The sequence below is a fragment of the Deinococcus aerius genome (assembly GCF_002897375.1).
Classification (GTDB): Bacteria; Deinococcota; Deinococci; order Deinococcales; family Deinococcaceae; genus Deinococcus; species Deinococcus aerius.
The window spans coordinates 1-26357 of sequence record NZ_BFAG01000013.1; the positions used below are offsets into that span (position 1 = coordinate 1).

Consider the following 26357-nt stretch of genomic DNA (forward strand, 5'->3'; position numbering starts at 1 on the left):
TGTCATCGTCACTTGCACCAGCTTGTCATGCGTCCCGGCGGGGCTCTTGCGAGCTTTTCCGCCTCGCCCTTTTCATCGGGCGAAGAGAAATATACGGCTTCCCGCCGAATCTGTCAACACCCCCCGCGCCGATCCGGCTTCCAGCGGGATGACGGGAGAAATGGCAGCCTAGCGCCACTTCTCCGGCAGGCCGTACAGGTGCCAGCGGGCGTCCACCCGGCGCCGCACCTCGGGGGTCATCTCAATCTTGGGGGGCCACTCGCGGACGAAACCTTCCCCGGGGAGCTTGCGGGCCCCGTCCCAGGCAAGCAGGCCTCCCGAGGAGGTGGGAAGGCAGTGGACATCCCGCTCGGGGTCGATGTTGTTGAGGATCGTCCACCAGACATCCTGGATATTGCCCACGTCGGTCTGCTCGTCGGCGATGAGGAGGTGGCGGATGCCCGCGGCGGCGGGATGGGCGGCGAACGCCCGCGCAAGGGCTTTGGCCTGACCGGGCTGGGTCTTGTGGAGGGCGACATGCCAGTAGCCGTCCGCCGTCTGACGTTGGGCGATGACCCCCTCGAAGGAGGGCAGCTCAGCGGCAACTCGGGGAACGAAGCTAGGCTCCATCGCCTCTTCCCTCCCCTGCTCTTCCCGGCTGCTGGCCGCGCTGCCGACCTCCTCGGGGAGCTTGCTCGTCGCGTCGATGATGAGCTTGCCGCCGTAGCCCCAGCCCCGGCTGGAGTGGTCGAGTACGTCGGTAGGACCGCGGGTCGTGAGTGTGTCGCGCCCCGGCACCGCCCTCGCCACCACCTCTCGCCACACGGCCCCAAAGTCGTTGACCCGCACACCCTCGTCCACGACGACGATCACCTTGGCGAACATCATCTGGCCGAGGCCGAAGAGGCCGTTGGCGACCTTGTACGCCTGGCCGGGATAGCTCTTCTTGATACTCACCACGACAAGGTTGTGGGCGACTCCGGCGGGCGGCATGTGATAGTCCGCAATCTCCGGGAGAATGGTCTGCGCGGCGGGGAGGAAGAGGCGCTCGCTGGCCTCAATGAGGTAGGCGTCCTCCATGGGCGGGCGGCCCACGATGGTCGCGGGATAGACCGGATGGCGCCGCATCGTGACCGCCGTGACGTGGAAGCGCGGGTAGAGATCGGGCAGGGTGTAGAAGCCGGTGTGGTCGCCGAAAGGTCCCTCCACCGCCCAGTCCTCCGCCGGGTCCACATAGCCTTCGAGGATGAACTCGGCGTTGGCGGGCACGTCGAGGTCCACCGTGACACCCCTCGTGATCGGGTATCGTTCGCCCCGCAGGTAGCCTGCGACCGCGAACTCGTCGAGGCCCGGGATGGGCGGCAACGGCGCGGTCGCGGCATAGATCAGGGCCGGGTCACCGCCGAGCGCCACCGCGACTTCCAGCTTTCGGCCCAGCTTCCGCGCCTTTTCCAGATGCCTCGTCCCGGTCTTGTGCCGCTGCCAGTGCATCCCGGTCACGTTCTTTCCCATAACCTGCATCCGGTACATGCCCATGTTGCGCTCGCCCGTCTCGGGGTCGCGGGTGACCACGAGGGGCAGGGTGACGAAGGGGCCGCCGTCCAGCGGCCAGCACTTCAGGATGGGGAGGCGGGAGAGGTCCACCTCGCCCTCCCGCCACACGACCTCCTGTACGGGGGCGGAGCGAACGCGACGGGGTGGGAGGTGCATGGCGTCCCTCAGCTTGCCGAGGTTGCCGAGCAGCCCACCCAGGCCCCCGCTCCCCTTGAGGTCGATCAGGTGACGCACCTTCTTCGCCAGGTCGTCGAGGTCGGAGACGCCCAGAGCGAGGGCTGTCCGCTCGCGGGTGCCCATCAGCCCGATGGCGAGGGGGAAGTCGCTGCCCTTCACGTTCTCGAAGAGCACCGCCGGGCCGCCCCCTTTCACCAGTCGGTCGGCGATCTCGGTGATCTCCAGCTCGCGGTCCACGGGGACAGACACGCGCACGAGTTCGCCGCGTTCCTCCAGCAGCCGGATGAAGCTCTGGAGGTCGGGCGTGCGCCGGGCGGGGGGGGAAGGGAGGGCCATGAGGCGAGTGTAGGGGCCGGGGGGCGGGGCAACCGTACCCGGAGCGCCAGGCCGAGTCCCCCGCCTGTTACCCTGCCCCCATGACCTCCTCCCCCACCGAACGGATGCGCGGCGCGCTGCAAGGGACCGGGCTCGACGGCTGGCTGCTCTACGACTTTCAGGGCCTCAACCCGCACGCGCGGACCGTCCTCGGCCTGCCCGCGGGTGCCCACCTCACCCGCCGCTTTTTCGTGTGGGTGCCGCGCGAGGGTCAGGCCACGCTGCTGCACAACCACATCGAGGGGGGGACGTGGCGGACGCTCTCGGCGGGGTGGAACGTTTCCCTCCGTGCCTTCGGCTCGCACGCGGAGTTGGACGCGGCGCTGCGCGAGGTCGTCGCCGGGAAGACGGTGGCGATGGAGTACAGCCCGAATGGGGCGGTGCCCTACGTGAGCCGGGTGGACGCTGGGACGCTGGAGCGGGTGCGCGCGGCGGGCGCGGAGGTGGTGAGCAGCGCCGACCTCCTCCAGTCGTTCCTGGTGTGGTCGGAGGAGGACCTCGCCGCCCACCGCCGGGCCGCCGCTGTCCTCATGGGGGCAAAGGACGACGCCTTCCGCCTGATGCACGAGCGGCTCCGGGCGGGCGAGACCGTCACGGAACTGGAGGTCCAGGCCGTGATCGAGCGGGCGATCCGGGAGGCGGGCATGACGAGCGGCCACCCGGTCAACGTGAGCTTCGGGGCGAATGCCGCCGACCCGCACTACGAGCCCGGGGGGGAGAAGAACGCCACCCTGAAGCCGGGCGAGTGTGTCCTGATCGACCTGTGGGCGCAGGAGCCGGGCCGCCCCTTCGCGGACGTGACCTGGGTGGGGCACGCGGGCGAGCCGGGCCCCGAGTACCTGGACGCCTGGGAGGCGGTGCGGGGGGCGCGGGACGTGGCGCTGGCCCTGCTGCGCGAGCGGCAGGCGGCGGAGGGCTGGGGGCGCCTGCGAGGGTGGGAACTCGACCGGGCCGCGCGGGACGCGGTGGGGCCCCGGTGGGAACCCTTCTTCCTGCACCGCACCGGGCACGACCTGGGGGTGCAGCTTCACGGCTCGGGCGCGAACCTCGACGACTACGAGACGCACGACACGCGGACCCTCACGCCCGGACTGGCGGTGACGGTGGAGCCGGGCACTTACCCCCGGGCACGCGGTTTCGGCATCCGCAGCGAGGTCAATGTCTTCCTGGCACCGGCGGGGCCGGAGGTGACCACCGACCTCCAGCGCCACCCCTTCGTGCTGGGAGCAGGCGAGTGGGAGGCTGTGCGGGCGGCGGGGTACGGGGAGTAGGCAGGGCCTGAGCCCGAACGTCCCGCGCTTTCTCAAGCCTGTCTGAACCCCTTCGCCCGGTAGTCTGGGGGCATGGCGAACCTCAGCTCCTCGACGATCATGCTTACGGGGGCGGGCGGCGCGCTGGCGACCGCTGTTGCCCAGGAACTGGAGGACGCGGGCGCGCAGCTCGTGCTCGTGGGACGCGGCGAGGCCCTGGAGCGCGCCGCCGACCGCTTTCCCGCGACCGAAGTTCTGGACCTCGACCTGCGGGACCCCGCCAGCGTGGAGGCCCTGCGCCGGGTGAAGGTGGACGCGCTCGTGCATACGGTCGGCGCCTTCACCATGCAGGACGTGCAGAAGGCGACCGAGGAGGACCTGCGGGCGATGTTCGACACGAACATGCTGACCCTCTTTCACGCGGTGCAGGGCGTGTTGCCCCACATGCTGCGGCAGAAAGACGGCCTCATTATGGGCGTGAGCGCCGGGCAGGCGGCCCGGATGAGCGGCCCCAAGGCGGCGCTCTACACCGCCAGCAAGGCCGCCGTCGCCGCCTACGTCCTGAGCCTGCACGACGAACTCAAGGGCCGGGGCCTGCGCGGCTGCGTGCTGTACCCCATGGGCGCCATCGACACGCCGAAAAACCGCGAGGCCGGGATGGACTGGGACGACCTGATCGACCCGCGGGGCCTCGCCAAGAGCGTCGCGCATGCCCTGACGCGCCCCGACCGCGCCCACGTGACGGAGCTCAAGATTTACCCGGACGCCTGACCTCTTTCGGCCCACGCCCTCCACGGATCACCGGTCCGGGAGGGCGCTCCTTCATGCGGGTTTAATCGTTCCCCTCAACCTGATTCCGCACTGATCCAATACAGGGGACGCCGCATAGAGGCGGGGTGAAGCGACGCTGAGGAGGTCCCCGGGCCTCCGCGTAACAGGACCGTACCCACGGCCCTGAGGCTTTCACCCTGTCGGCCCCGTTCCTTCCTTCTCGTTCCCGGAGGTTCCACGCATGAGCAACGACACGAAAGGCCTGAGCACCCGCCGCAAGTTCCTGGGCATGGCCGGCATGATGGGGGCAGGCGCCGTCCTGTCCGGCTGCACGAACGTGATCGCCGCGCCGTCCAATCAGGACAACGGCCTCGACGCCGCCATCTTCAACTTCGCGCTCAACCTGGAGTACCTGGAAGCCGCCTTCTACCTGGCCGCGGTGGGCCGTCTGGACGAGCTGACGGCGGCGGGCGGTGACGCGAGCAAGGTGATCCTTCCGGCGGGCTTCACCGGCATGGGCAAGGTCGGCATCCCCGGCATGTCCGCCGACGTGCGCAGCCTGGCCGAGGAGATCGCGGACGACGAGCTGGCGCACGTCAAGGCGATTCGCGCCGTGTTGAAGGCCGCCGGGGCCACTCCGGTCGCCCAGCCCACCCTGGACCTCGGCCCAGCCTTCGATGCTGCTGGTCGGGCCGCTTCAAAGGACGCCATCAAGGGTTTCAACCCGTACGCGAACGAGCTGTTCTTCCTGCACGGCGCGTTCATCTTCGAGGACGTGGGGGTGACCGCCTACAAGGGTGCGGCGCGCTTTATCGACGACCAGAGCGCGGGCGGCAACCTGGAGAATGCGGCGGGGATCCTGGCCGTCGAGGCATACCACGCCGGGGCGATTCGCCATGAGCTGTACCGCCGCCGCGAGGAGGTAGCGGCCGCGGGCCTGAAGGTCGGCCAGATCGTGCAGGCGATCAGCGACCTGCGCGACTCGGTGGACGGCGACACCGACGACGACCAGGGCATCGTGGCCTCGTTGCAGACTGGCCTGCCCTACGTGCGGGCGAGCGCCTCGAACATCGTCGCCGCCGACGCGAACGCCATCGCGTTCAGCCGCACCCCGCGCCAAGTGGGCAACATCGTGTTCCTCTCGCCTGGGGCGACCAAGGGCGGCTTCTTCCCGAACGGCCTGAGCGACGACGGCAACCTCGGCGCGCTGCTGAAGCTCTGACCTTTTTCCCCACACGCGCCGGGACCACTTCCCCGGCGCGTGTTCTCGTGCCGTCCTATCCCCCCGCCACCCGCAGCAATTCCTCCAGCCCGCCCGCGAAGCCGTCCTCCAGCCGGGGCCACTCGGGGGGGAAGGGCTGCGTGCGGGTCACGTCGTTCGGCACCACGATCACCCGGCAACCCGCGGCGACGGCGGCGGTCGCCCCGTTAAAGCTGTCCTCGACGGCCAGGCATTCCTCCGCGCGCAGGCCCAGGCGCTCGGCGGCCAGGGCGTAGAGTTCGGGGTCAGGCTTCACCCGCCGCACGTCATCCCGGGTGGCAAGGACCTCGAACAGGTCCAGCAACCTGTGCTGCTCCATCCAGCGGGTGACCCAGGCGCGGTCGCTGCTCGTGGCGAGGGCGAGGCGCAGTCCGGCGGCGCGCACCCCCTCCAGCACCGCCCGCACCCCGGGCCGCAGGTCCTGCTCGGCGATGTCGGCCACGATGCGTTTGTGCAGCCCGGCGCGCACCTGCTCGCGGTCGGCCCGCACGTGGTCGGGCAGCCCCGCCCAGGGGTCGAAGGCGTCCCAGGTGCCCACGCCGCGCTGCCAGTCGCTCAGCGCCAGTTCGCGCCCGTGGGTGCGGTACAGCTCCTGCCAGTGCCAGAACTCGCGGGTCTCGGTGTCGAGGATGGTGCCGTCGAAGTCGAAGATCAGGGCGCGCAGGGGGACGGGAGAGGTCATGGGGGCAGTGTAGGGCGCCCCCGGCCTCATCCTCACTTTAGGCGGACGTTCGCCTGCGGCCCAGCCGCTACTCTGGGGCGGATGGCCGACTGGGTACAGAACCTGATGGACAGCCTGGGCTACCTGGGCATCCTGCTGCTGATGATTGTGGAAAACCTCTTTCCCCCGATTCCCAGCGAGCTGATCATGCCCTCGGCGGGCTTCGCGGCGGCGCGGGGGGACATGAATATCTTCGTCGTGATCGCCGTGGGCACGCTGGGCAGTGTCGTGGGCACCCTGCCGCTGTACTACATCGGGCGGGCCTTTGGCGAGGAGCGGCTGGTGGCGTGGGCCGACAAGCACGGCAAGTGGCTCACCCTGCGCGGCGAGGACATCCGCAAGGCCGACGACTGGTTCGACCGCCACGGCACCAAGGCGGTGCTGTTTGGCCGCATGGTGCCCGGCATTCGCAGCCTGCTGAGCCTCCCGGCGGGCATGAGCGAGATGCCCATGCCCAAGTTCCTTCTGTACAGCGCTATCGGCTCGGGCCTGTGGGCGAGTGCCCTGGCCGGGGCGGGCTATCTGCTGGGCGAGAACTACGACCAGGTGGAGCAGTACGTCGGCCCCGCCTCCAAGGTCATCCTGGGGGTCGTCGTCGTCGCGGCGGTGCTGTGGTTCCTGAAGCGCAAGCGGGAGCAGGGGGCGAAGGCGTAAACGGGGCAGGACGGGGGGGGAGGCCGGGGGTCTCCCTTTCTTGACGGCGGGGCTTACGTCAGGACATCAGCCGCGAGCGTGTAGGGTTCGGCACCCCTACTCGTTCTCCACCGACCGCACGCTCTCGTGGGCACCGCGCGAACTGTAGAACGCTTTGCGGACGCCCTGCACAACGGGCGAGAGCCGGGTGCGGGCCTCGTCCTCGGGCAGGCTGGCCGCGACGCCGCAGGCCACGACACGCGAGTACGGCACGTACAGCCAGGGCAGGGTGCTGCGGTCCGCAAACCGCACGTCCCGGAGCATGACGCCGTCCACATCGGAAGCCTGGGCGAGCAGGGAGACTTCGTCCGCATCCACCTGGGTGGGAGTGCCCGTCACCTGCAAGCCGCCTTCAAGAATCAACACGACTTCGTCCATACTGCGCCCACTGTAGGCGAGGAGGCACCGACCCCGAACAGTTCAGGACAGGCCGGAGAAGGAGCGCAGCCTTAACCCTTGCTCCATCACGCCCTAGAACGCCCCCTCCCCGAACACCCGCCGAATGTCTGCCAGATTCCGCCCCAGGCTGAGCAGCACGAGGAGCAGCACCCGCGCCTTGTGCGCGTTCAGGAAGCTGGCCGGAATCGCCCCGGCGGCCACGAGTGTCGCGCCGCCACCGGGGTAGCCGTAGACGGGGAGGACCGGCCCGGCGTGCGTGCGGGTGGCGATCACGACGGGCCTGCCCTTCCCGGCGCTGCGCGCGACCAGCGGCAGCAGCTCGGCGGGCAGGTTGCCGGTGCCCAGCGCGGCGATCACCAGCCCGTCCGAGCGCGCGTCCGCCTCGGCGTAGCCCTCGCCCTGCCAGCCCGCGTAGGCATAGAGGATCTCGACGTGGGCGCTCACGTTCGGGGGCCGGTACACGGGCCGCGCCTCCGGCATGGCGAAGTAACGGACCTGCGCCCCCTCCCCGGTGCGGTCGATCCGGCCAATGGGCCCCGGATACCCCCCGAAGGCGTCCACCGCGGTCGTGTGAACCTTCGTCACCGTGCGCGCGTCGAAGATGTCCCCGCCGAAGACGACGAGCGGCCCGCGCCCCCGCGACTGCCTGTCCAGGGCGACATACGCCGCGTCGAGCAGGTTGCCCGGCCCATCCCAGGACACCTCCTCCGCGTGCCTCATGCTGCCCGTCAGGACGACGGGCGTGCGGGTAGCGAGGAGGAGGTGGAGGAAGAAGGCCGTCTCCTCCAGTGTGTCGGTCCCGTGGGTGACGACCACCCCGTCGTGCTCGGGGGCGAGGCGCTCGATCAGGTGCGCCAGCGACAGCATGTGCGCCGGGGTGACGTGCGGGCTGGGCAGGCGGAAGGGCTGGTGGTCGCGGACCTCCACCCCCGGCAGGCCCGGCACGCTGGGCGGCGACTGTGGGGTCACGCCCTGCCCGTGCGGGTCGGGGCGGCTGGCGATGGTGCCGCCCGTGTGGATGACCGCGAGGCGCTTCACGGGGCGGGGTTCAGGCGTGCGCCGCCTCGATCAGGGCCTGCGCGCCCTGCCCCAGCATGTCGCTCGCCAGCTCGGCCCCCAGGTCGGCGCACTCGGCGGGGTCGCCGGAGGTCGTGCCGCGGATGACCTGGCCGCCGTCGAGCGCCCCGACCCAGCCCTCCAGGGTGAGGATGCCGCCCTTCACGCTCGCGTGGGCACCCACCGGGGCCATGCAGCCCGCCCCCAGCCCCGCCAGGAACTCGCGCTCGGCGGTGATCCGGTCGTCGGTGCCGTGGTCGTGGATGGCGTAGGCGACCTCAATGTTCAGGTCGTCGTCGGCGCGGGTCTCCAGGGCGAGCGCCCCCTGGCCGGGCGCGGGGAGCAAAACGTCCGGCTCAATGAATTCGTCGATGCGGTGGCGCATCTCGGTGCGGATCAGGCCCGCCGCCGCCAGGATGATCGCGTCATAGTCGGGCGTGCTGATGGCCGCGAGGCGCGTATCGATGTTGCCGCGCAGGTCAATGATCGCCAGGTCGGGGCGGTAGGCGCGCAGAAAGGCCTTGCGCCGCACGCTGCTCGTGCCCACCCGGGCGCCGGGGGGCAGGTCGGCGAGCCGCTTCATGCCCTCCTTGCCGATCAGCACGTCGCGGGCGTCCACCCGCTTGGGGATGGAGGAGATTTCCAGGCCCGCGGGCTGCTCGGTGGGCAGGTCCTTGAGGGAATGCACCGCGATGTCAATCCGCTTCTCTAGCAGGGCGTCCTCGATCTCCTTGACCCAGAAGCCCTTGTCACCCTTCTGGGCCATCGACTCCAGGCTGGCGCGGTTGCGGTCGCCCTTCGTGCTGATGGTCTGGATGCGGAAGTCCGTGTCCGGCCATTCCTCCTTCAGGCGGGCCACCACCCACCGGGTCTGCGCGAGCGCGAGTGTGCTGCCGCGCGTTCCAACCGTCACCGTACGCATAACCGGGGCAGTATATACGGAGTTCCCGGTTTAGGGGCAGGCCGGGTTACAGAGGGCAGGGCAACCCCTCTGCGGTGCAGCTCTGCGAGTCCGGCCTTAGGGTCCACCTTCCCTTCAAGAGAGGCGACAGCCCCGGGTTCCTCGACCTGGATCCCCGCAAGGGGAGCTAATTGAGGGGTTAACCGCAGCCAGCCCTGCCAAAACCCGACTTTGCGCTTGCGCCGGGCCAAAAGCCTTCCCCGTGATTCAGCGGTCGTCGTCGAGGTCGTCGGGCATGTCCCCTGCCGGGACGAGCGTGTGCTGGGGCCGCATGAAGCGCAGGTAGTCCAGCCAGGGGGGCGTGTGCCCGAGTTGCCGGATCAGGAGCGCGATCTGCGCGGTGTGCCGGACCTCGTGCGTCATGACGTGCCACATGAGCTGGTCGAGCGTGACCGTGTCGCTCGCCGGGTCATCCTGAATGAGCTTCACCGGGCGGGCGAGGTCAGGGTTGGTTTCCAGGAAGGCGCGCGTCCTGTCGCCCACCTCCTGGCCGTACTCCAGAATCCAGGACAGGTCGTACTGCTCGGCGTGCGGCTGCACCCAGTCGTGGGGATAGCGTGAGGCCACCCCGTCCCGCCGCGCGATGCCGTGGACCCAGTGATCCTCCATGTCCACGACGTGCAGCAGCAGGTCCTTGATGTTGTGGAAGCGGTCCCCCTCGATCAGGGGCCGATCCAGGTCGGCGGTAGGAAGCGCCCGCAGGAAGTTCCAGAGCTGCTCGCGCGCACCCGAAAGGTAAGTGTAGTACTCGCGGACGTTCATGATTGCCTCACAGCATACCCCTTGCCCCCCCAGGGGGCCCGGAGATTTCATACACCTTCATCCTGTCCTCATCCGCGCCCGACCCGGCCAGCAGTGGGGCGAGGGCACGCTCCACGTCCTCCACCGTGTTGACCTGAACGAGCGCCTCGCGCAAGTCGGGGTGATCGGGCAGATACTGGGGCAGCACCTTGCGCAGGGGCCGCACGCTGAGGAGCCCGAAGCGGTCGGCGCCGTAAAAGGCCACGTGCAGCCGGGCATGTCGCAGGGCGGTGCGTGCCCGCTCCCCCGCGTCCGGCGCCGCGTCCTCCCCCGTCGCCAGCGCGCGGAACACCCAGGGGTTCCCGACTGCCCCGCGCCCGATCATCACGGCGGCCACCCCCGAGCGCAGCCGGGCACGGGCCTGCGCCGCGCTCCGCACGTCCCCGCTGCCCACGACCGGCACGTCCACGCTCGCCGCCACCCGGGCAACGGCGTCCCAGTCGGCCTCGCCCGTGTACCGCTGGGCGCTCGTGCGGCCATGGACGGTAATCAGGCTGGCCCCCGCCGCGGCCAGGCCCTGCGCGACCTCGACGCTGCGGTTGGTGTCCCAGCCGAGGCGAATCTTGGCGCTCACGTCGAGTTCGGTCGCCCCCCGCATCGCCCGCACGAGGTCGTAGGCCACCTCGGGCGTCTGGAGGAGGCAGGCCCCACCCCGGCCCCGCACCTTGGGGACCGGGCAGCCCATGTTCAGGTCGAGGGCGGCGGGGGTAAACCAAGCCTGGGCGCGCCGCACCGCCTCCGCCAGGATGTCGGGCTCGGCGCCGAACAGTTGCACGACCCGGTTCGCCTCGCCGGGGTAAGGCCGCCCCAGCGTGAGCTTTTCGGAGTCGCCGCCCAGCACCAGGCCGCGGGCGCTGATCATCTCGCTGACGGTCCACAGCGCCCCCTCCTCGGCGGCGAGCTGACGCAGGGGGGCGTCGCTGTACCCCGCCATGGGGGCCAGGACGGCGCCGGGCCGGGAGAGGCGGCGAGCGTAGAAGCCGGGACCGCAGGTCACCCCGGCAGGGTAGCGCAGGTGTACACCCCGCGCGTGAAGTTCGCCTCAAACGGCGGTAAGGAGCCAACTTACCCCCGCGGCGGGTGGAGGACGTATGCTGTCCCCAGTCCGGCTCACCCTCCAGATGTTCCAACCCCGCCCGCCGGACGGGAGGCCCTGACTTGAACGTCACGCCGCTGGCGCTCCACCACGCGCCGCTGCTTCACACGCTGTACGCCGCCGCCCCCGGGTATTTCGCCCTGCTCGGCACCCGCGTGCCCACCCCGCGCGAGGTCGAGCGCGACGTGGAAATCGCGCTTCTGGACCCCCGCCGCCGTCTGGAGCTGCTGCACGACGGCGGCGAACTCGTGGGCAGCCTGGACTGCAAGCTCGGCTACCCCGGACCCGGCGACCTCACCATCAACCTGCTGCTGATTCGGGAAGACCGCCAGTCGCAGGGGCTGGGCGAGCAGGCCGTGCGCGACCTGGAGGCCCGCTTGCCCCCCGGCACCACCCGCATCCTGGCGAGTGTGCTGGGCGACAACCCGCGCGGCGCCCGCTTCTGGGAACGCCGGGGCTACACCTTTGCCCTCGACGCCCGCCCGGCAATGACGTGGTACGCCAAGCCGGTGGCCACCTCCGAGGTCAAGGTGGGCCTCCCGGCGCTCAGCCTCGCCAGCGACTGAGGAGACGGTCCAGGAGGCCGGGAAGGCCAGGCTGTCCCACCTCTGGAAGCTGCGCTGACGGGCGAGCTTGCCGGGTGAGCGCCCCCTCACCCCTGGCTGCGCCAGGCCCTCTCCCACGAGGGGAGAGGGTCAGAACAGCCACAGGGGAAGGGACACCAGAGCGTTGGGGTGGAGATCAAAGCCTGGTTCCTGGACCCCTGAACCAGCCAGCCCCTAGACTTCCCCCGTGATCGTGAAATACGGCGGGAACGCCATGAAGAGCGCGGAGCTGCGGCGGGCGGTCGCCGGGGAGATCGCGGCGCTGCGGGCCGAGGTGCCCGTCGTGGTCGTGCATGGGGGCGGGCCGGTGATCGAGCGCGAACTGGCGGGGCGCGGCATCGGGAGCGAGTTCCGGGGCGGCCTGCGCGTGACCTCGCCGGAGGCGATGGAGGTCGTCGAGATGGCGCTTGCCGCATTGAACAAGCGGCTCAGCCAGGACGTGGGGCACGCGGTGGGCCTGATGGGCCGCGACTGCGAACTGCTGGTGGCCGAGAGCCTCGACCCCGCGCTGGGCCGGGTGGGCCGGGTAACGGGCGTGAACGCTGGCCTGCTGAGCACGCTGCGGGGGGCGGGCCTCACTCCCGTGGTGGGCTGCGTGGCCGTGGCCCCGGACGGTGAGGCGCTCAACGTGAACGCCGACACGGCGGCGGGGGCGGTCGCCGGGGCGCTGGGCGAACCCATCGTGTTCCTGACCGACGTGGACGGCGTGTACCGCGCCTATCCCGACCCGAAGAGCCTGGCGCCGCACCTCACCCGCGCGGAGGTCGAGGCGGGCATCCGGGACGGCTGGATCGCGGGGGGCATGATCCCCAAGGTGCGCGCGGCGCTGGAGGCGCTGGACGCCGGAGCCCCCTTCGCCGTGATCGCCAGCGGGATGAAGGCGGGCGTGCTGGCCGCCGCCGCGCGGGGGGAGGCGGGCACGCGGATCACACCTTGACCCCTACCTCGTCACGCTGAACAGCAGGGTATTGCGGAGCTGCCCGGGGTCGTCCGCCGCCACGTCGTCGTTTCTCAGCAAGGCGTCCAGGGTGTAACCCAGGGTGCGGGGGATCCGGGCGCTGCGCTCGTTGCGGCGGTCACAGCGAACCTCGATGCGGCGAAGGCCCAGCGTCTCCAGGCCCACCTCCGTCAGGGTCCTCGCCACCTCGGTCGCGTAGCCCTGCCCGGTATGCGCCGTGGCGATCCAGTACCCGATCTCCCCCTTCGGCACCCGCCAGTCGAGGGCGTGGTAGCCGCTGCTGCCCATCAGTTCCGTGCCCTCCGCGTTCCAGACGTGGTAGCGCAGGGTCTCCCGCCGCTCGAACCTCTGCGCCGCCTCCGTGAGGTTCTGGACCGTGCCGGGCAGGTCCAGGGGGTCGTGCGCCCAGACCATCCAGCGCCGTAATTCGGGGAGCGAGGTCTGGACGGCGGTATGCAGGGCGGGGGCGTCCTCGGGCCGAGGCGCGCGGAGGAGCAGGCGGGGCGTGCGAAGTTCAGGGGGAACCTGGGGCAGGGCCGTCATGGGGGCAGGGTACCCGCTGCCCCCTCCGCCTCAGGCGCCAAGCCCCGTGGGGAGCAGCAGGTGGTCGCGGCGGTAGGCGACCTGGAATCCCGCGCGGCGCATGTTGTGCTCGCTGGGATTGGGCTTGTCGGGCAGGTCCTCGGCGACCTGGGTGAAGACGGTGTGCGCCCCAGCACGGGCGGCGTCGGTGACCCGGCGGGCCACCAGGGCGAGTTGCGCCCCGCGCCGCCTCCAGTCGGGCAGGGTGGTGGCGTTGCCCAGCCAGGCGTACCCGCCTTGCAGGTGCAGGCTGGCGGAGGCGACGGGCACGCCCCCGTCCCAGGCGAGATAGTGGGTCCAGCCCGCCCGGCCCAGCACGCCGCGCCCCATCGCCATCAGGTCGGGGGGCATTGAGAATCCCCGGCCCATCACGTCCAGGAAGGTGCCCGTCTCCTCCGGCCCGACCTCCCGCAGGTCCAGGCCGGGAGCCGGGCTGTTCCAGGGGGTGGCCTCGCGCCAGAGCTGCATCCAGGCCCGGGTCGGCTGCGCCCCACGTTCCAGCAGCCGCCCGCGCAGGTCGCCAGGCTGGGCGCCGGGAACAACCCCGACCATCAGCCGCGTCAGCCCGTGGGCGCGGCCCGCCGCCTGAAGCTCGTCCAGGTCGGCCCCCGTGGCCGGTCGCTCCACACCCAGGCTCAGGGTGCGGTTGAAGTCCATGACCTGCGGGTAGTGGCCCAGGGTCAGGAGCGCCCCACCCGCCACGTCCGCGAGCGTCAGGCCCAGGACCGCCCGCTCGGCCTCGGGAACGCTGCCCACCAGGCCCTCCAGGACCAGCCGCTCCTGACGCTCCAGGCTCCGGGGTGAAAGGTCGCGGTGATGGGTCATGCCCGAGCGTACACCCACCCGGCCCGGCGGCCCCGAGGGTCAGGACCCCTTCAGCCGCCGGTCCCCCGGGTTCACCCCGTACACCGCGCCCCAGGGCTTGTACACGCTCCTGAGGATGTCCTGGCTGCTCTCACCGCCGGGGTAGGCGACGACGCGCCTCATCACGACCGTCATCCCCTGGGCGGGCGTGTCGAGCAGGCGGCTCTGCCCGAGGACGACCCCGGGGTCCGGCGTGTAACTGGGCGCCCCGGATGGCCGGAAGTTGGTGACGACGGGGGGGCTGATCTGGACCCTGCGCCCGGTGTTCGCGCCGAACACATCGAACCGCAGGGTCTGGGCCGCCCGGTTCCAGCTCGCCTGGACGAACAGGTATTTGCCCGTGTCGTTCCTCATCCGCAGGTTCTTGCCGGGCGCGTACACGGTCGCCTCGAAGCCCACCGGGTCGTAGTACCCGACGCGGTGGCTGTGCTCGTGCCGCTCGGTAACGGGGAGGCCTGCCTTGTACAGCGCCCGGAAGATCGTCGTGCTGACCTGGCAGATGCCGCCGCCATCCTCCTTCGCCAGGGTGCCGTTCGAGATCACGAAGCCCTTGACGAAGCCGGTCGAGGCGTTGATCTGCCCGACCTCGGCATTGAAGTCGAACTCGTGCCCGGGCGCGATGAAGAAGTTGTCGAGCTTGGCCGCGCCCACCAGGACGTTCCTCTCGCGGAAGGCGGGGCTGCCCGCGTAGCTGCTCTCCCCGGTGGAGACATGCCACAGGACGCCGCGCCGGGCGAGTTCCCGGACGCTGCGCCGGGGCACGAGGGTCCGGTAGACGACCTCGGCGGCAGGCTTGCCCGCCCGGATCGCCCGCAGGAGCCGCGCTTTCGTCCGCTCGCGGTCGGCCAGCCAGCCCGTCTGATCGGCGGCGACCCAGTGGCCCCGAACGTTGCGGAACACGGCGGGTTGCGGCTGGCGGGCATCAATCTGGTCGAAGATGCGGTCGAGCGTGCCGCTCAGGGTGGTGCTGACCTTGCCGTACTGGCGGCTGCGGGCCACGCCGCCTGCCGGAAGGACCCAGCTCTTGACCACGGCGCGCGGGGTCACCTTGCCCTTTTCAATTCGGTACTCGGTGGCGTGCAGGGTCAGCCGGAAGGGCTCGGCCCCCGCGGTTCCCACCGCCGTGACGAGCGAGAGGGTCAGGAGGGAGAGGACGCGGCGCATGCCCCAGGGTAGGGAGCGGGCTCTGACGCGGCTCTGACGCCGTGGGTCAGGGAATGAGGGCCTCCAGCCGGGTCAACCGGTCCCGCAGCGTCCCCACATCCGGCGCGACGAGGTTCACGTGCCCCAGCTTGCGGCCCGGGCGCGGCGCCTTGTGGTAGAGGTGCCGCCGGGTGCCCGGCAGGGCGTCGATGGCCGCCCAATCCGGTTCCCGCCCGTCCCCCGTGCCGATCACGTTCACCATCGCCGTGGGGTGCAGCGGCGCCCAGTCGGCTAGCCCCAGCCCCAGCACCGCCCGCACCTGCGCCTCAAACTGGCTGACCCCGCCGCCGTCCTGGGTGAGGTGCCCGCTGTTGTGAACGCGCGGCGCGACCTCGTTCACCAGGAGTTCCCCACCGGGGAGCTGGAAGAACTCCAGCGTGAGCAGGCCCTCCAGCCCCCAGGCCCCGGCGACGGCGCGGGCGACCGCGCGGGCCTGGGCCTCGGTGCCCTCCGGGGCGGCAGAGGGGTAGACGCTGGTGCGGAGGATGCCCGCCCGGTGGGTGTTCTCCACCAGCGGTCCGAACGCCACCTCGCCCGCAGCGCTGCGGGCCACGCCGAGGCTGACCTCCCGCTCGAAGGGGATCAGGCCCTCCAGCACGCAGGGCACCCGGCCCAGTGTCTCCCAGGCCTCCCGCAGCTCAGCTTCACCCGACACCCGCGCCTGCCCCTTGCCGTCGTAGCCCAGCTCCGAGGTCTTGAGGAGGCCCCGCCCGCCGACCCGCTCCAGCGCCCCCTCCAGGTCCGCCCCGTACTCGATGGGGACGAAGGGGGCCGTGCGCGCTCCCGCCGCCCGCAGGGCTTCTTTCTCACGGGCGCGGTGCTTACTGCGGGCGAGCAGGTCGCCACCGGGCCGCACGGGCACCCGGCCCTCCAGCGCGGCCAGGGCCTCCACCGGCACATTCTCGAACTCCAGGGTCACGGCGTCGCACGTGGCGAGGCGGTTCAGTCCGGCGGGGTCGGTGTAGGGCGCCTGGATATGCTCGGCGCACAGCCGGGCCGGGGCCTGGGGGTCGGGCTCCAGCACCACGACCCGCACGCCCAGGGGCAGGGCCGCGAGCGCGAGCATCTGGGCAAGCTGGCCCCCGCCGAGAATGCCGAGGGCACGAGACGGGAACGTCATTCCGCCCCCGCCTGAGGGTGGCCGTCGAAATACGGATCTTCGAGCACGGCCTGCGTCTGGGCCTGGCGGAAGGTGTCCAGCCGCTCCCTCACGCCCGGGTCCGTCGTGGCGAGCAGGGCAGCGGCGAAAAGGGCGGCGTTCCTCGCCCCGGCCGCCCCGATGGCGAAGGTCGCCACCGGCACCCCGGCGGGCATCTGCACGATGCTCAGCAGGCTGTCCTGGCCGCTCAGGGCGCGCGACTGGACCGGCACGCCGAGCACGGGCACGCGGGTAAAGGCCGCCAGCATCCCCGGCAGGTGCGCCGCCCCGCCCGCCCCCGCGATGAGGCAGCTCAGGTTCAGCCGCTCGGCCCGCGCCGCGTAACGGGCGAGCAGGTGCGGCGTGCGGTGGGCCGAGAGCACCCGCACCTCGTACGCAATGTCCAGGTCGCGCAGCACGTCCAGCGCGCCCGCCATCGTCTCGAAGTCGCTGCGGCTGCCCATCACCACGCCCACCCGGGGCGCCCCTCGTCCGTCCGTCACGGCCCGCATCCTAACGGAGATGACGGGGAGGCCGCCCCGGGGCCGGATAGACGTTGGGTGATGGCCGCGCCGACCCGGGCGTGTCAGCCTGGCCGGAATGCGGCTGAGCGTGACCCCGTGGCCGGACGACCCCACCTGCTGCTCGTCGGCGGGGGCCACGCCAACGTCGCGCTGCTCCGGGCCGCCGCGCGCTGGGTCCGGCGGGGGGTGCGCGTCACGCTGCTCACCCCCGACCGCTTCCTGTGGTATTCCGGCATGGCTCCCGAGTTCGTCGGCGGGCGGTACCGCGAGGAGGAGACGCGCATCGACCTCCTGCGCCTGTGTCTGCGGGGCGGTGTGGCGGTTGTACCGGGACGCGCCGCGAGGGTGGACGTGACGGCGCGCGAGGTCGTCACGGCGGGGGGCGAGCGCCTCCCCTACAACCTCGCCGTGTTCGACATCGGCGGGCTGCCCGCGGATGAGGAGGCCGCCGGGAACGCCGTGCGGGTCAGGCCCTTTCCCGGGTTGCGCCGCCTGGTTAACTGGCTGGACACGGCCCCGGGCGGGCGGCTCACGGTCGTCGGGGGAGGGGCGGCGGGCGTGGAACTGCTCCTGAACATCACGGCGCGGGGGGGCAGGCGGCCCGGGTTCACCTTCACGCTGCTCGAACCCGGGCCGCGTCTGTTGGCAGCGTTCGCGCCCGGCCTGGGACGGCACGCGGGGGCGCGGCTGCGGGCACGGGGCGTGGACGTGCGCCTGCACACCTGCGTCGCCCGTGCCCTCCCCGGACGGGTGGAGCTGGAGGACGGGACGAGCCTCCCCGGCGACCTGACCCTGTGGGCGACCGGCACGCGCGGCCAGCCGCTCTTCCGCGCCTCCGGCCTGCCCGTGGGGGAGGGCGACTTCCTGCGGGTCACGCGAACCCTCCAGGTGCCGGGGTACCCGCGCCTGTCGGGGGCCGGGGACGCCGTGCAGGTCGAGGGGACGCACCTGGACCGCAGCGGCGTGAATGCGGTGAAACAGGGGCTGCACCTGCGCGGCAGTGTGGACCGTCTTCTGCGCGGTCTGGACCAGGACCGGCCCCCGGAGACCGTGCGGCTGCGGCGCTTTCGCCCCTATCCCGCCTCGCCCTACCTGCTCTCGACGGGGGAGCCCGAGGGCTGGCTGGCGCTCGGCCCGTTCCTGTGGGGGCGGGGCCGGGTGTGGCTGGGGCTCAAGCACCGGGTGGACCGTCTCTGGGTGGGCCGTTACCGGGGAGGAGCGGTTTGCTTGGCCCCCAGGGTTCCCTGGCCTCGCGACTAGGATCAGGGAGACATCACCCCTCCCCTTCTCCCAGCCTTTCGCGTCCGCACCTGGAACCCGGCACACTTCCCAAACCTCCTGCGCTCGGCCAACAGGCGGGATGCGCGGGGTGGCGCCCTCGGGCGATTTGCTCCCGCGCGCCACGCCCGAACAGGACAGCTACCATTTTCAGCCTCTGCAACCTCCATGCGTGCAAGGCAGGGCAGCGTAGGTTTTTCCGCCTCCCAGGGCGAAAGGGTTGTCCTGCCCAGCGCCAGCGAAGCGTCCCCAAGTCTCGGGACCTTCCGCGGGGCTCAGGATGACCAGCCTGCTGCGCCCCGCCCTAACCCCGCCTGCCGAGCAGGTTCGCCAGCGCCCGCCGCGTCTCGGGAAAGGCGAGCGGGATGGAGGCCAGCGAGGCCAGGGTCGCCACCTGGCAGTACGCGCACAGGGCCTTGTTCTCCCGCCACTCCTCCCGGCCCAGTTCCACGGCGGTGGCGGCGTCGCCCAGAATCTTCAGCCCCATCATGACGGGCAGCAGCGGCAGGGTAGAGGCGCGGTCCTTGCCCCCGGCGGCGGCCAGCCAGGCGGTCGCGCCGTAGCTCACGACCATCATCACGGCGTCCGGGGTGTTCAGGCGTTTATAGCCGTACTCGGAGGCGTCCACCCGGCTGGAATCAAAGATGTTCAGGGGCGGGTCGGGCAGGCGGCGGATGATGCCAGTCTGGTACAGGGTCACGACCTGTCCCATCGCCGCGCCCAGCAGCGACAGGCCGATGATCCAGCGGCGGCGGTGGAGGTCGGGGGTGTGCGCTTCGCGCAGTTCACGGCTGAGCTGAGTCGGGTCCATCGTGTTCCTCCCCGGGCGCGGCGGGCGCCCATGCCCTCCCACTCTTCCCGGCAGTTCCCCACTCCCGGATGAAAGGCCTGTGGTCATCCCTTGGGGGTAGGTCCCCTGTGGAAGCCGGAGGCCCGCACGCTACCCTCACCCCATGACGGGCGCCCCGGACTACGACTGGCTCTACGCCCGCACCCGCTCGGGCCGGGAACGGGGGCCGGGGGCCGCGCGGGCGCTCCTCGACCGTCTGGGTTCGCCGGACACTGCCTTCACCAGCGTCCGGGTGGTTGGCACGAACGGCAAGGGCAGCACCTGCGCGATGCTGGAGGCCGGGCTGCTCGCCTCGGGCGTGCGGGTCGGCCGCTTCACCAGCCCGCACCTCCAGCACTACGAGGAGCGGGTGCGGGTGGACGGGCACGACCTCGACCCGGCCCGTACTGCCGCCTTTATCGAGTGGGCGAAGGAACACGCCCCGGAGGCCGCCTTCTTCGACCTCACCCTCGCCCTGGCCTGCCTGACCTTTGCCGAGGCCGGGGTGGAGGTCGCCGTGATGGAGGCGGGGGTGGGCGGCGTGACGGACGCGACCCAGGCCCTGATCCATGTCGTGGCCGTCGCCCTGACAAACGTGGCCCTCGACCACGTGAGCGTGCTGGGAGAGACGGTGCCCGCCATCGCCCGGGATAAGGCCCGTGCCGCGCGGCGGGGCGTCCCCTTCCTGACCACGGCCACGGGCGAGGCCCTGGAAGTGATCCGCGAGGTCACGGCGGGGGTGGGAGCGCCGCTCCTCACGCCAAATACCCATCCGGCCCTGTTCACCCTCCCCCACCCTCCCGCCCTGGCGGGGGCGCACCAGGAACGGAACGCGGCCCTGGCCGCCGCGACCCTCCGCATCCTGGGCTATGGAGGCGGGGTGGAGGCGGCCTTGAACGCTACCCACCCCGCCCGCCTCGAACGTTTCGAGGTGGGGGGCCGGACGGTCCTGATCGACGGCGCGCACAACCCCCACGCGGCCCGCGCCCTGGCCGCCAGCGTTCCCCACGCCGATGTGCTGCTGTTCGGCAACCTCGCCCGCAAGGATACCGGGGCCACCCTCGCCCCCCTGCTGGCGATCGCGCCCGCGCGCGTCTTTACCGCGCCCGGCAGCCACGCCACCCCACCGGAACTCCTCGCGCGGCAGTACGGGGGGCTCGCCCATCCCGACCCCCGGGAGGCCTTCGCGCGCGCCCTCGCCCTAACCCCACCGGGGGGCACCCTGCTCGTCACCGGGAGCCTCTACCTGGCCGGGGTGATTCGGGGTCTGCCCGGCCTAACTTGACAGGACCCGCGGGCGTTCCTATACTGCTCTCCGCTCTGGGTCGTTAGCTCAATTGGCAGAGCAGCTGACTCTTAATCAGCGGGTTGTAGGTTCGATTCCTACACGACCCACCAGAGAAAAGCCCCGCCCGGTGCGGGGTTTTACATTTGCCGCCGTCAAGCGGACTTCTACTCAGCGTGTAAGGATGACGGCACCGTAAGTAGGGATACGAAGGAGCCTCGGCTGGAGCCGCACAGCCACGCATTGAAAGCAAGCGGGGCCACCTTCACGGATGGCCCCGCTTTGCTCTAATATGCCGCTCAGATGACCCCGAAATCCGCGTTCCCTCCCCTCATGACCGGTACGGTCACCTCGCGGGGCTTCTGCGCCACCGGGCGCTCGGTCTTGATGGGCTGGGGCGCCGGGGCGGGCGTGACCTTCATGACCACGCGCATGTCAGGCCGCCTTCCCGAGGGCGGGGGCCATCACGCCGAACTCCTTGGAGCCACCCAGGCGCATCACGCCGAACTCCTTCGAGCCACCCAGGCGCATCACGCCGAACTCCTTCGAGCCACCCAGGCTGTAGGGGGTGTGTGATACTTTTGTAAGGGTTACGGTGATAGCCTGAACTTTCATGACTCCAATTTACCGAGGCAGGCATGAGGAGACAGATGGGCGCGCTGGATGCAATAAAATCAGCGTTTGAAGCAGGCAATTACCGATCTGTCATCACAAACGCGCCTCTGATCGAAGAGACCACACCCGAGTTGTGGCGAATGGTTGGCTTATCCTATCTTAGACTGCGCGAGTTCGAACTGGCTGAGACGCCCTTAACCAGAGCCAGTGTCTTGGGTGACTTGGAGGCGATGGTTGAACTCGGGAATTTACTGCGCCTGATGGGGCGATTCGAGGAGGCTGTTGAACAGTTCTCCCAGATCGAGCCATTGCTAAAAGGAGAGCTGGCACTCCGCAATCAACGGTGGTGGGGCACCACTGAATTCCAAATGGGTAATGTTGACTTAGGCCTGGCACGCTGCGAAAAAGCGTGGCATGGCTACATAGCTTTTGGAGACGAAGAATTGACTGGCCGTGTTACCCAGACATTGGGACAAATGTATTCCATTATTGGGAATGATCGCCGCGCATTACAATTATACAAAGAGGCTTTAAAGGTTTTAGGGGTAGACCCAATTCCCTATCCTAGAGTATCCGCATTGCAGAGCATAGCAAGTTTGTGCCTCGATTTTCGCGATTTCAATTCAGCGGAGAAATACATCAGTGAAGCGCGAGAAATCCTCACAAAACCTCAGTTTAGTTCAGATCAATGGTTGATTATTATTCTTACGGTAGAGGCGGAACTTCACCGACTTCGTGGTGATCAGGCGCGGCTCCTTCCCACTCTCCTGGAACTTCTCGACTTAGTGCAGCAGAGCGGCGACCATGAAAACCGTGTATGGACCGCCTCCCGCCTCGCTGAGTTTTACAGCGAACAGGGGCAACACGCGAAGGCGCTGGAGGCGCTACATGGCGCCGTGCCGTTGGGCCAGGAGTTGCCTCCTCCCCTGCTGATCACACGAGGCGTGGTGCTGCGTCGGCGGGGGCAAATTGAACTCGCTCTGGCTGATTTCAATGCCGGGTTACCGGGTATTCGAGCCATGCAGGACTCGCACCTCCTCACCCGCACTCTCCTTCACTACGCGGATGCCCTGCGGCGGGCGGGCAAGGCGCGGGCATCGGTGGAGAGCTTGCGCGAGGCGCTGGAGCGACTTCTCCAGGAGCGCGACAAGGCGCGGTACCGCCCGGACATCGAGGAGCTGGCCGAGCTGACGCACAGCGCGATGCTGGAGCCGGAGGTCGCCCCCTTCATGGAGGCGGTGCTGGAGAAACTGGCGGCCATGACGGGCGGGGCGCTGCTGGACGAGGAACGCCTGACCCACGTGCAGGTGCAGACCCTGGGGCGCGTGCAGGTGACGCGCGACGGGCGGGCGGTGCCGCTGACGCTGCATGGGAGCGCGCTCCTGCTGGTTTACCTCAGCCGGAACCCCGGGCGGACCCGGCAGGAAATTCAGCTCGACCTGTATCCCGACAAGGAACCGGTGGCCGGGTCCAACTACATCCGCAGCGCCATCCGCGAACTCCGGGAGGGGCTGGGGAGGGACGTGGTGGTGCATTCGGGGCCGCACAACCAGCCGCGCTACGTGCTGGGGCCGGGGGTTAGCCTCACGCTGGATGTGGAGGAACTGGAGTACGCGCTGGAGCGCGGGGACGTGGCGCGGGTGCTGGCGCTGTACCGCGGCCCCTTCATGGCGCCGGTCACGGACAGCGAGTGGGCGGATAGTCTGCGCGAGGAGTTGCAGGCCTCGGTCACGACCGCGCTGCGCGAGCAGATGCGCTCGGCGCGGGCGGCAGGGGACCTGCGGCGGGCCCTGCTCCTCGCCAACCAGTACCTGCGGGTGGACCCCTACGACCCCGAGGTGCTGGCCGAGCGGGTGGAGATCGCCCGGGCCGTGGCCCCCGCCCAGGAGGTCGCGCGGTACGTGGTGGAGTTGCAGCGCATGGAGGCCTGAACCCAGTTTCGCGGGGTAGCCTGCGCGCATGGCGGACGAGCGGACGGAAGAGGCGCATCCCAACTGGGCCAGGCTGGTCCCGGACGAGGCTCAGCCCTGGGACACCCTCGCGTCCCGGGTGCTGGTGGACGGCTTCCGGGTGGTGCTGGAGGACCGGGCGCGGACGGCGGCGGGGGTGGAGGTCGTGTACCAGTACCGACCACGCGGACCCCGGGCCGTCTTCGTGCTGCCGGTCACCGCGCGGGGGGAGGCCGTCCTCATCCGGCAGTACCGCTACCCTCTGCGCGCCACCATCTGGGAGGTCGTGGCGGGCGGCGTGGAGCGTGGCGAGGACCTGCCTGCGGCGGCGGCACGCGAACTCGCCGAGGAGGTGGGGGGAGCGGCGGCAGAGTGGGTGCCCCTCCCCGGCTTCTACCCCCAGCCGAGCATCAGCGGGGTGGTGTTCTACCCCTTGCTGGCGCTGGGGGTGACGCTGGGCGAGACCGCGCACGAGGAAACGGAGGTCATCGAGCGCGTCGCCCTGCCTCTGGCCGAGGCGTACCGGATGCTCGACGCGGGCGAGATTCAGGACGGCCCGAGCAGCCTGACCCTCTGGCACGCCCGGCGGCACCTGCTGGAGCGCGGCCTGCTGTGACCGGGTCCGACCTGCCCGCCCCCTTCACCACCCTCGCCTCGCCGCACCGCCTGAACGCCGTGATCGAGAACAGCGAGTTCCTGGCGTTTGCGCAGCGGGCGGACACGCCGGAGGAGGCCCTGTCCCAACTTGCGGCCCTGAGGGAGCGTTACCCGGACGCCACCCACCACTGCTGGGCGTACCACATCGGCCCCCTGTACCGCTTCCATGACGACGGGGAACCGGGGGGGACGGCGGGGGCGCCCATCCTGCGGGCCATTGAGGGGCAGGGGGTGGATCACGTGATGGTCGTGGTCGTGCGCTCCTACGGCGGCGTGAAGTTGGGCACCGGGGGCTTGGTGCGGGCGTACGGCGGCACGGCGGCGGAATGCCTGCGGACGGCCCCGCGTGAGACCGTTCGCCCCCGCCGGACCCTCACCGTCCAGGTGCCCTTCGAACATCTGAGCGCCCTGTACCACCTGCTGGGCACGTTCGACACGGTGCGCGGCGAGGAGGGATACACGGCCTCGGGCGTCACGTTGGACGTTGGGGTCCACCCGGAGGACGCGGGCGCCTTTGCGGCGGCGCTGCGGGATGCGACTCGGGGGGCGGCGGGGGTGGAAGGGCCGGACGCCTGAAGCAGGGCGGGCCCTCTATCCTCCCCCCATGACTTCCCCCCTCCCCTACCGCATCGGCTATGGAGAAGATGCCCACCGCTTGACGGCGGGACGGCCCCTCATGCTGGGGGGCGTGCCCATTCCCCACGCCGAGCGCGGCGCGGTCGCCCACAGTGACGGGGATGCCGTGCTGCACGCCGTGGCGGACGCGCTGCTCTCGGGCCTGGCGCTGGGGGACATCGGGCAGTATTACCCGGATACGGCGCCCGAGAATGCGGGGCTGGACTCGCGGGTGATCCTGGGGCGCTGTCTGGAGCTGGTGCGGGAGGGGGGCTACGCGCCTGCCAACGTCGCCCTCGTCGTCACGCTTGACCGCCCGAAATTGGGGCCGCTGCGCGCCGACATCGCCCGCAGCCTCGCTGACCTCCTCGGGCTGCCCGAAACCGAGGTCGGCGTGAGCTTCAAGACCTCGGAGGGCCTGGCGCCCGACCACGTGCAGGTGCGGGTGACGGTGCTGCTCGCGCGGGTGGAAGGGTGAGTCCCCTGCTCCGCGTCGTGCTGTTCGAGCCCGAGAAGGCGGGCAACGTGGGAAACGTCGCGCGCACCTGCGCCGTGCTGGGGGCCGAGCTGCACCTGATCCGGCCCTTCGGCTTCCACCTGCACGACCGCGAGTTCCGCCGGGCCGTGATGGACTACCTGGAGGGAGTGACCCTCCACGAACACGCGAGCTGGACGGCGTTCCAGGCGTCGCTGGAGCCGGGTGCGCGGGTGTGGGCCTTTTCCACCCACGCGACCACCCTCTACACCCGGGCGGGATTTCAGCGGGGCGATTACCTCTGCTTCGGGTCGGAGTCGCGCGGATTGCCGGTGTGGCTGCGCGAGGGACTGCCCGCCCTGAGGCTTCCGCAGCCCGGCGGGGGCCGCAGCCTGAACCTGGCGGTGGCGGTGGGGGCAGCGGCCTTCGAGGCGGGGCGGCAGATCGAGGGCTGGTAGAGGGGGGTCAGCCGCTCCGCGAACCCCGCTGCGCCAGACGGGCCAGCCACACCAAGCATCGCCCCGACGGGCAGCGTCACGAGCATCAGCCAGCCCAGGACGAACAGCCCGGCGAGCAGGCAGCCCACGTCCCGCCCGGCGACGACGCAGGGATGGGCGCCGCTCTCGTCCAGGCGGCAGCCGTGGGCATTCGCCACGGCCGAGGCCACCAGCACGCCGAGCAGCGGTCCGAACGTGAACAGCACCCACAGCACGGCGGCGAGGAGAACCCAGCGGCGGCGCATACCCTAGCGTACAAGAGGCCCCACCACCATCAGGACCAGCGGTTCAGGCCCCTACGCCACTTCTCCTATTTCGATAGTCCTCGAATTGATTTAACTTTGATTCGAAAGGAGTCGAAATGTCACAGCCTGATGTAGAAGTGCCCCGAACGAGGATGAATGCCGAGTACCACCGCATCCTCCAGGGGTTGCTGAACAACGCCGAGCGGGACCTGCGGCTGGCCCGTGCGGAGAGAGACCAGGCGGCCACCGCGAAAGCCCAGGCCCGGCTGGACACACTTAGGGCGGCGCTGGAAATCTACGCCTCCAGCCACCTCATCGCGTACGGCGAACGGCCCTGGCCCCGGGAGGCGCGGGCATGAGCGCCGACCTGAACGCCCGCGCCGCCGTCTTCCGCGCGCTGTCGCATCCGGCGCGGCTGACGCTGCTGCGGCTGACCTGGACTGAACCCCTGTCCGGCGAGACCCTGGCGCGGCTGATGAACCTCGCGCCCGCCACGGTCAGTCACCACCTCGCGCAACTGGCGGAGGCGGGGTTGACGACCGTGCGCTCCGACGGACACCACCGCCTCGTCATGGCGAACCACGCGGCCCTGGGTGTGACGCTCGACACCCTGATTCGGGGGGAGGCCGCTCCTCCCGCCGCCGAGGACCCCTACCGCGCCCGGGTGCTGCGCGCCTTCCTGAGGGACGGGCGGCTGACCCGCATTCCCGCCCAGCGCAAGAAACGCGACGTGATCCTGCATGAACTCGCCGCCCTCTTCGAGCCGGGCCGCACGTACACGGAGCGCGAGGTGAGTGACAAGTTGGCCGAGTACCACCCCGACTTCTTCACCCTGCGGTGCGAACTCGTGGGGCTGGGCCTGCTGGCCCGAGAGAACGGGGTGTACTGGCGGGTGGTCGGGAGCGACGCCCCCTCTTCCCCGCCCGGGGCCGTAGAGTGACGCC

At 70.5% G+C, this 26357-nt stretch carries 30 protein-coding genes and 1 tRNA gene; 16 read left to right on the forward strand and 15 right to left on the reverse strand.

Features of this window, described 5'->3' with window-relative positions; genetic code table 11:
• Positions 1 to 168 precede the first annotated feature (168 nt).
• Positions 169 to 2046, reverse strand: coding sequence for a menaquinone biosynthesis decarboxylase (locus tag DAERI_RS16335; protein WP_103130509.1), 1878 nt, complete (start codon positions 2044 to 2046; stop codon positions 169 to 171).
• A gap of 80 nt (positions 2047 to 2126) precedes the next feature.
• Here DAERI_RS16335 and DAERI_RS16340 point away from each other — a divergent pair, with 80 nt between their 5' ends.
• The 3 genes from DAERI_RS16340 (at position 2127) to DAERI_RS16350 (ending at position 5328) form a co-directional block, all read left to right on the forward strand.
• On the forward strand, positions 2127 to 3356 hold the full coding sequence (locus DAERI_RS16340; RefSeq protein WP_235610436.1) for a M24 family metallopeptidase: 1230 nt from the start codon (positions 2127 to 2129) through the stop codon (positions 3354 to 3356).
• 72 nt (positions 3357 to 3428) lie between these two features.
• Positions 3429 to 4106: an SDR family oxidoreductase gene (locus tag DAERI_RS16345; RefSeq protein WP_103130510.1), complete on the forward strand. Its 678-nt coding sequence runs from the start codon at positions 3429 to 3431 to the stop codon at positions 4104 to 4106.
• 241 nt (positions 4107 to 4347) lie between these two features.
• On the forward strand, positions 4348 to 5328 hold the full coding sequence (locus tag DAERI_RS16350) for a ferritin-like domain-containing protein (RefSeq protein ID WP_103130511.1): 981 nt from the start codon (positions 4348 to 4350) through the stop codon (positions 5326 to 5328).
• Between the two features lie 55 nt (positions 5329 to 5383).
• Here the strand turns inward: DAERI_RS16350 and DAERI_RS16355 are convergent, their stop codons facing one another.
• A complete protein-coding gene (locus tag DAERI_RS16355; RefSeq protein ID WP_165794251.1) occupies positions 5384 to 6049 on the reverse strand; it encodes an HAD family hydrolase in 666 nt (221 codons plus the stop codon).
• Positions 6050 to 6130: 81 nt separating this feature from the next.
• Here DAERI_RS16355 and DAERI_RS16360 point away from each other — a divergent pair, with 81 nt between their 5' ends.
• Positions 6131 to 6742 carry a DedA family protein gene (locus tag DAERI_RS16360; RefSeq protein WP_103130513.1) on the forward strand — a complete coding sequence of 204 codons (612 nt, stop codon included), beginning with the start codon at positions 6131 to 6133 and terminating at the stop codon, positions 6740 to 6742.
• A 96-nt stretch (positions 6743 to 6838) separates the two neighbouring features.
• Here DAERI_RS16360 and DAERI_RS16365 read toward each other — a convergent pair whose 3' ends face one another.
• From DAERI_RS16365 to DAERI_RS16385, 5 genes are all read right to left on the reverse strand, one after another.
• Positions 6839 to 7159, reverse strand: a complete 321-nt coding sequence (locus tag DAERI_RS16365; RefSeq protein ID WP_103130514.1) for a hypothetical protein — start codon at positions 7157 to 7159, stop codon at positions 6839 to 6841.
• Between the two features lie 93 nt (positions 7160 to 7252).
• Complete coding sequence (locus DAERI_RS16370) at positions 7253 to 8218, reverse strand: asparaginase (RefSeq protein ID WP_103130515.1); 966 nt, start codon at positions 8216 to 8218, stop codon at positions 7253 to 7255.
• Positions 8219 to 8228: 10 nt separating this feature from the next.
• Positions 8229 to 9158, reverse strand: a complete 930-nt coding sequence (gene hemC, locus DAERI_RS16375) for a hydroxymethylbilane synthase (RefSeq protein ID WP_103130516.1) — start codon at positions 9156 to 9158, stop codon at positions 8229 to 8231.
• Between the two features lie 246 nt (positions 9159 to 9404).
• Entirely contained in the window at positions 9405 to 9959 is a 555-nt protein-coding gene (locus DAERI_RS16380) for a DinB family protein (protein ID WP_103130517.1), read from the reverse strand.
• Between the two features lie 7 nt (positions 9960 to 9966).
• Positions 9967 to 10995: a tRNA dihydrouridine synthase gene (locus DAERI_RS16385; protein WP_103130518.1), complete on the reverse strand. Its 1029-nt coding sequence runs from the start codon at positions 10993 to 10995 to the stop codon at positions 9967 to 9969.
• 161 nt (positions 10996 to 11156) lie between these two features.
• Here DAERI_RS16385 and DAERI_RS16390 point away from each other — a divergent pair, with 161 nt between their 5' ends.
• Complete coding sequence (locus DAERI_RS16390; protein WP_103130519.1) at positions 11157 to 11660, forward strand: GNAT family N-acetyltransferase; 504 nt, start codon at positions 11157 to 11159, stop codon at positions 11658 to 11660.
• A 226-nt stretch (positions 11661 to 11886) separates the two neighbouring features.
• Positions 11887 to 12636 carry an acetylglutamate kinase gene (gene argB / locus DAERI_RS16395; RefSeq protein WP_103130520.1) on the forward strand — a complete coding sequence of 250 codons (750 nt, stop codon included), beginning with the start codon at positions 11887 to 11889 and terminating at the stop codon, positions 12634 to 12636.
• 3 nt (positions 12637 to 12639) lie between these two features.
• Here the strand turns inward: argB and DAERI_RS16400 are convergent, their stop codons facing one another.
• From DAERI_RS16400 to purE, 5 genes are read right to left on the reverse strand one after another with little or no spacing between them, the layout of a single operon-like run.
• Positions 12640 to 13200 carry a GNAT family N-acetyltransferase gene (locus tag DAERI_RS16400; RefSeq protein ID WP_103130521.1) on the reverse strand — a complete coding sequence of 187 codons (561 nt, stop codon included), beginning with the start codon at positions 13198 to 13200 and terminating at the stop codon, positions 12640 to 12642.
• A gap of 30 nt (positions 13201 to 13230) precedes the next feature.
• Positions 13231 to 14064, reverse strand: a complete 834-nt coding sequence (locus tag DAERI_RS22460; protein WP_103130522.1) for a GNAT family N-acetyltransferase — start codon at positions 14062 to 14064, stop codon at positions 13231 to 13233.
• 39 nt (positions 14065 to 14103) lie between these two features.
• The gene (locus DAERI_RS16410; protein ID WP_103130523.1) at positions 14104 to 15267 is read right to left on the reverse strand and encodes a VanW family protein; all 1164 of its coding nucleotides are present in this window, start codon (positions 15265 to 15267) and stop codon (positions 14104 to 14106) included.
• Between the two features lie 46 nt (positions 15268 to 15313).
• On the reverse strand, positions 15314 to 16426 hold the full coding sequence (gene purK / locus DAERI_RS16415; RefSeq protein ID WP_103130524.1) for a 5-(carboxyamino)imidazole ribonucleotide synthase: 1113 nt from the start codon (positions 16424 to 16426) through the stop codon (positions 15314 to 15316).
• Complete coding sequence (gene purE, locus DAERI_RS16420; protein ID WP_103130525.1) at positions 16423 to 16956, reverse strand: 5-(carboxyamino)imidazole ribonucleotide mutase; 534 nt, start codon at positions 16954 to 16956, stop codon at positions 16423 to 16425. Before purE ends, purK begins: the two co-directional genes overlap by 4 nt.
• 51 nt (positions 16957 to 17007) lie before the next feature.
• Here purE and DAERI_RS16425 point away from each other — a divergent pair, with 51 nt between their 5' ends.
• A complete protein-coding gene (locus tag DAERI_RS16425) occupies positions 17008 to 18228 on the forward strand; it encodes an NAD(P)/FAD-dependent oxidoreductase (protein WP_103130526.1) in 1221 nt (406 codons plus the stop codon).
• A 322-nt stretch (positions 18229 to 18550) separates the two neighbouring features.
• Here DAERI_RS16425 and DAERI_RS16430 read toward each other — a convergent pair whose 3' ends face one another.
• Positions 18551 to 19057, reverse strand: a complete 507-nt coding sequence (locus DAERI_RS16430) for a vitamin K epoxide reductase family protein (protein WP_103130527.1) — start codon at positions 19055 to 19057, stop codon at positions 18551 to 18553.
• Positions 19058 to 19199: 142 nt separating this feature from the next.
• On the opposite strand from DAERI_RS16430, the gene DAERI_RS16435 reads away from it, so the two are divergent.
• A complete protein-coding gene (locus tag DAERI_RS16435) occupies positions 19200 to 20360 on the forward strand; it encodes a bifunctional folylpolyglutamate synthase/dihydrofolate synthase (RefSeq protein WP_103130528.1) in 1161 nt (386 codons plus the stop codon).
• Between the two features lie 37 nt (positions 20361 to 20397).
• Positions 20398 to 20473, forward strand: a tRNA-Lys gene (locus tag DAERI_RS16440).
• A gap of 186 nt (positions 20474 to 20659) precedes the next feature.
• On the opposite strand, the gene DAERI_RS23155 is transcribed toward DAERI_RS16440, so the two are convergent.
• Both DAERI_RS23155 and DAERI_RS22085 read right to left on the reverse strand, forming a co-directional pair.
• Positions 20660 to 20794: a hypothetical protein gene (locus DAERI_RS23155; RefSeq protein ID WP_268806551.1), complete on the reverse strand. Its 135-nt coding sequence runs from the start codon at positions 20792 to 20794 to the stop codon at positions 20660 to 20662.
• 1 nt (position 20795) lies between these two features.
• Positions 20796 to 20975, reverse strand: a complete 180-nt coding sequence (locus DAERI_RS22085) for a hypothetical protein (RefSeq protein WP_133162052.1) — start codon at positions 20973 to 20975, stop codon at positions 20796 to 20798.
• A gap of 1019 nt (positions 20976 to 21994) precedes the next feature.
• On the opposite strand from DAERI_RS22085, the gene DAERI_RS16445 reads away from it, so the two are divergent.
• The 7 genes from DAERI_RS16445 to DAERI_RS16480 all read left to right on the forward strand — a co-directional run bounded on the left by DAERI_RS16445 (position 21995) and on the right by DAERI_RS16480 (position 26353).
• The gene (locus DAERI_RS16445) at positions 21995 to 22906 is read left to right on the forward strand and encodes an AfsR/SARP family transcriptional regulator (protein ID WP_103130529.1); all 912 of its coding nucleotides are present in this window, start codon (positions 21995 to 21997) and stop codon (positions 22904 to 22906) included.
• A 28-nt stretch (positions 22907 to 22934) separates the two neighbouring features.
• Entirely contained in the window at positions 22935 to 23540 is a 606-nt protein-coding gene (locus DAERI_RS16450; RefSeq protein WP_103130530.1) for an NUDIX domain-containing protein, read from the forward strand.
• Complete coding sequence (locus tag DAERI_RS16455) at positions 23537 to 24157, forward strand: IMPACT family protein (RefSeq protein WP_103130531.1); 621 nt, start codon at positions 23537 to 23539, stop codon at positions 24155 to 24157. The genes DAERI_RS16450 and DAERI_RS16455 overlap by 4 nt, the downstream gene beginning before the upstream one ends.
• Before the next feature lie 28 nt (positions 24158 to 24185).
• The gene (gene ispF, locus DAERI_RS16460) at positions 24186 to 24674 is read left to right on the forward strand and encodes a 2-C-methyl-D-erythritol 2,4-cyclodiphosphate synthase (protein ID WP_103130532.1); all 489 of its coding nucleotides are present in this window, start codon (positions 24186 to 24188) and stop codon (positions 24672 to 24674) included.
• Entirely contained in the window at positions 24671 to 25129 is a 459-nt protein-coding gene (locus tag DAERI_RS16465) for a tRNA (cytidine(34)-2'-O)-methyltransferase (protein WP_103130533.1), read from the forward strand. Before ispF ends, DAERI_RS16465 begins: the two co-directional genes overlap by 4 nt.
• Before the next feature lie 400 nt (positions 25130 to 25529).
• Positions 25530 to 25772 carry a hypothetical protein gene (locus DAERI_RS16475; protein WP_235610437.1) on the forward strand — a complete coding sequence of 81 codons (243 nt, stop codon included), beginning with the start codon at positions 25530 to 25532 and terminating at the stop codon, positions 25770 to 25772.
• Positions 25769 to 26353, forward strand: coding sequence for a DUF2087 domain-containing protein (locus tag DAERI_RS16480; RefSeq protein WP_103130535.1), 585 nt, complete (start codon positions 25769 to 25771; stop codon positions 26351 to 26353). Before DAERI_RS16475 ends, DAERI_RS16480 begins: the two co-directional genes overlap by 4 nt.
• Positions 26354 to 26357: the final 4 nt, after the last annotated feature.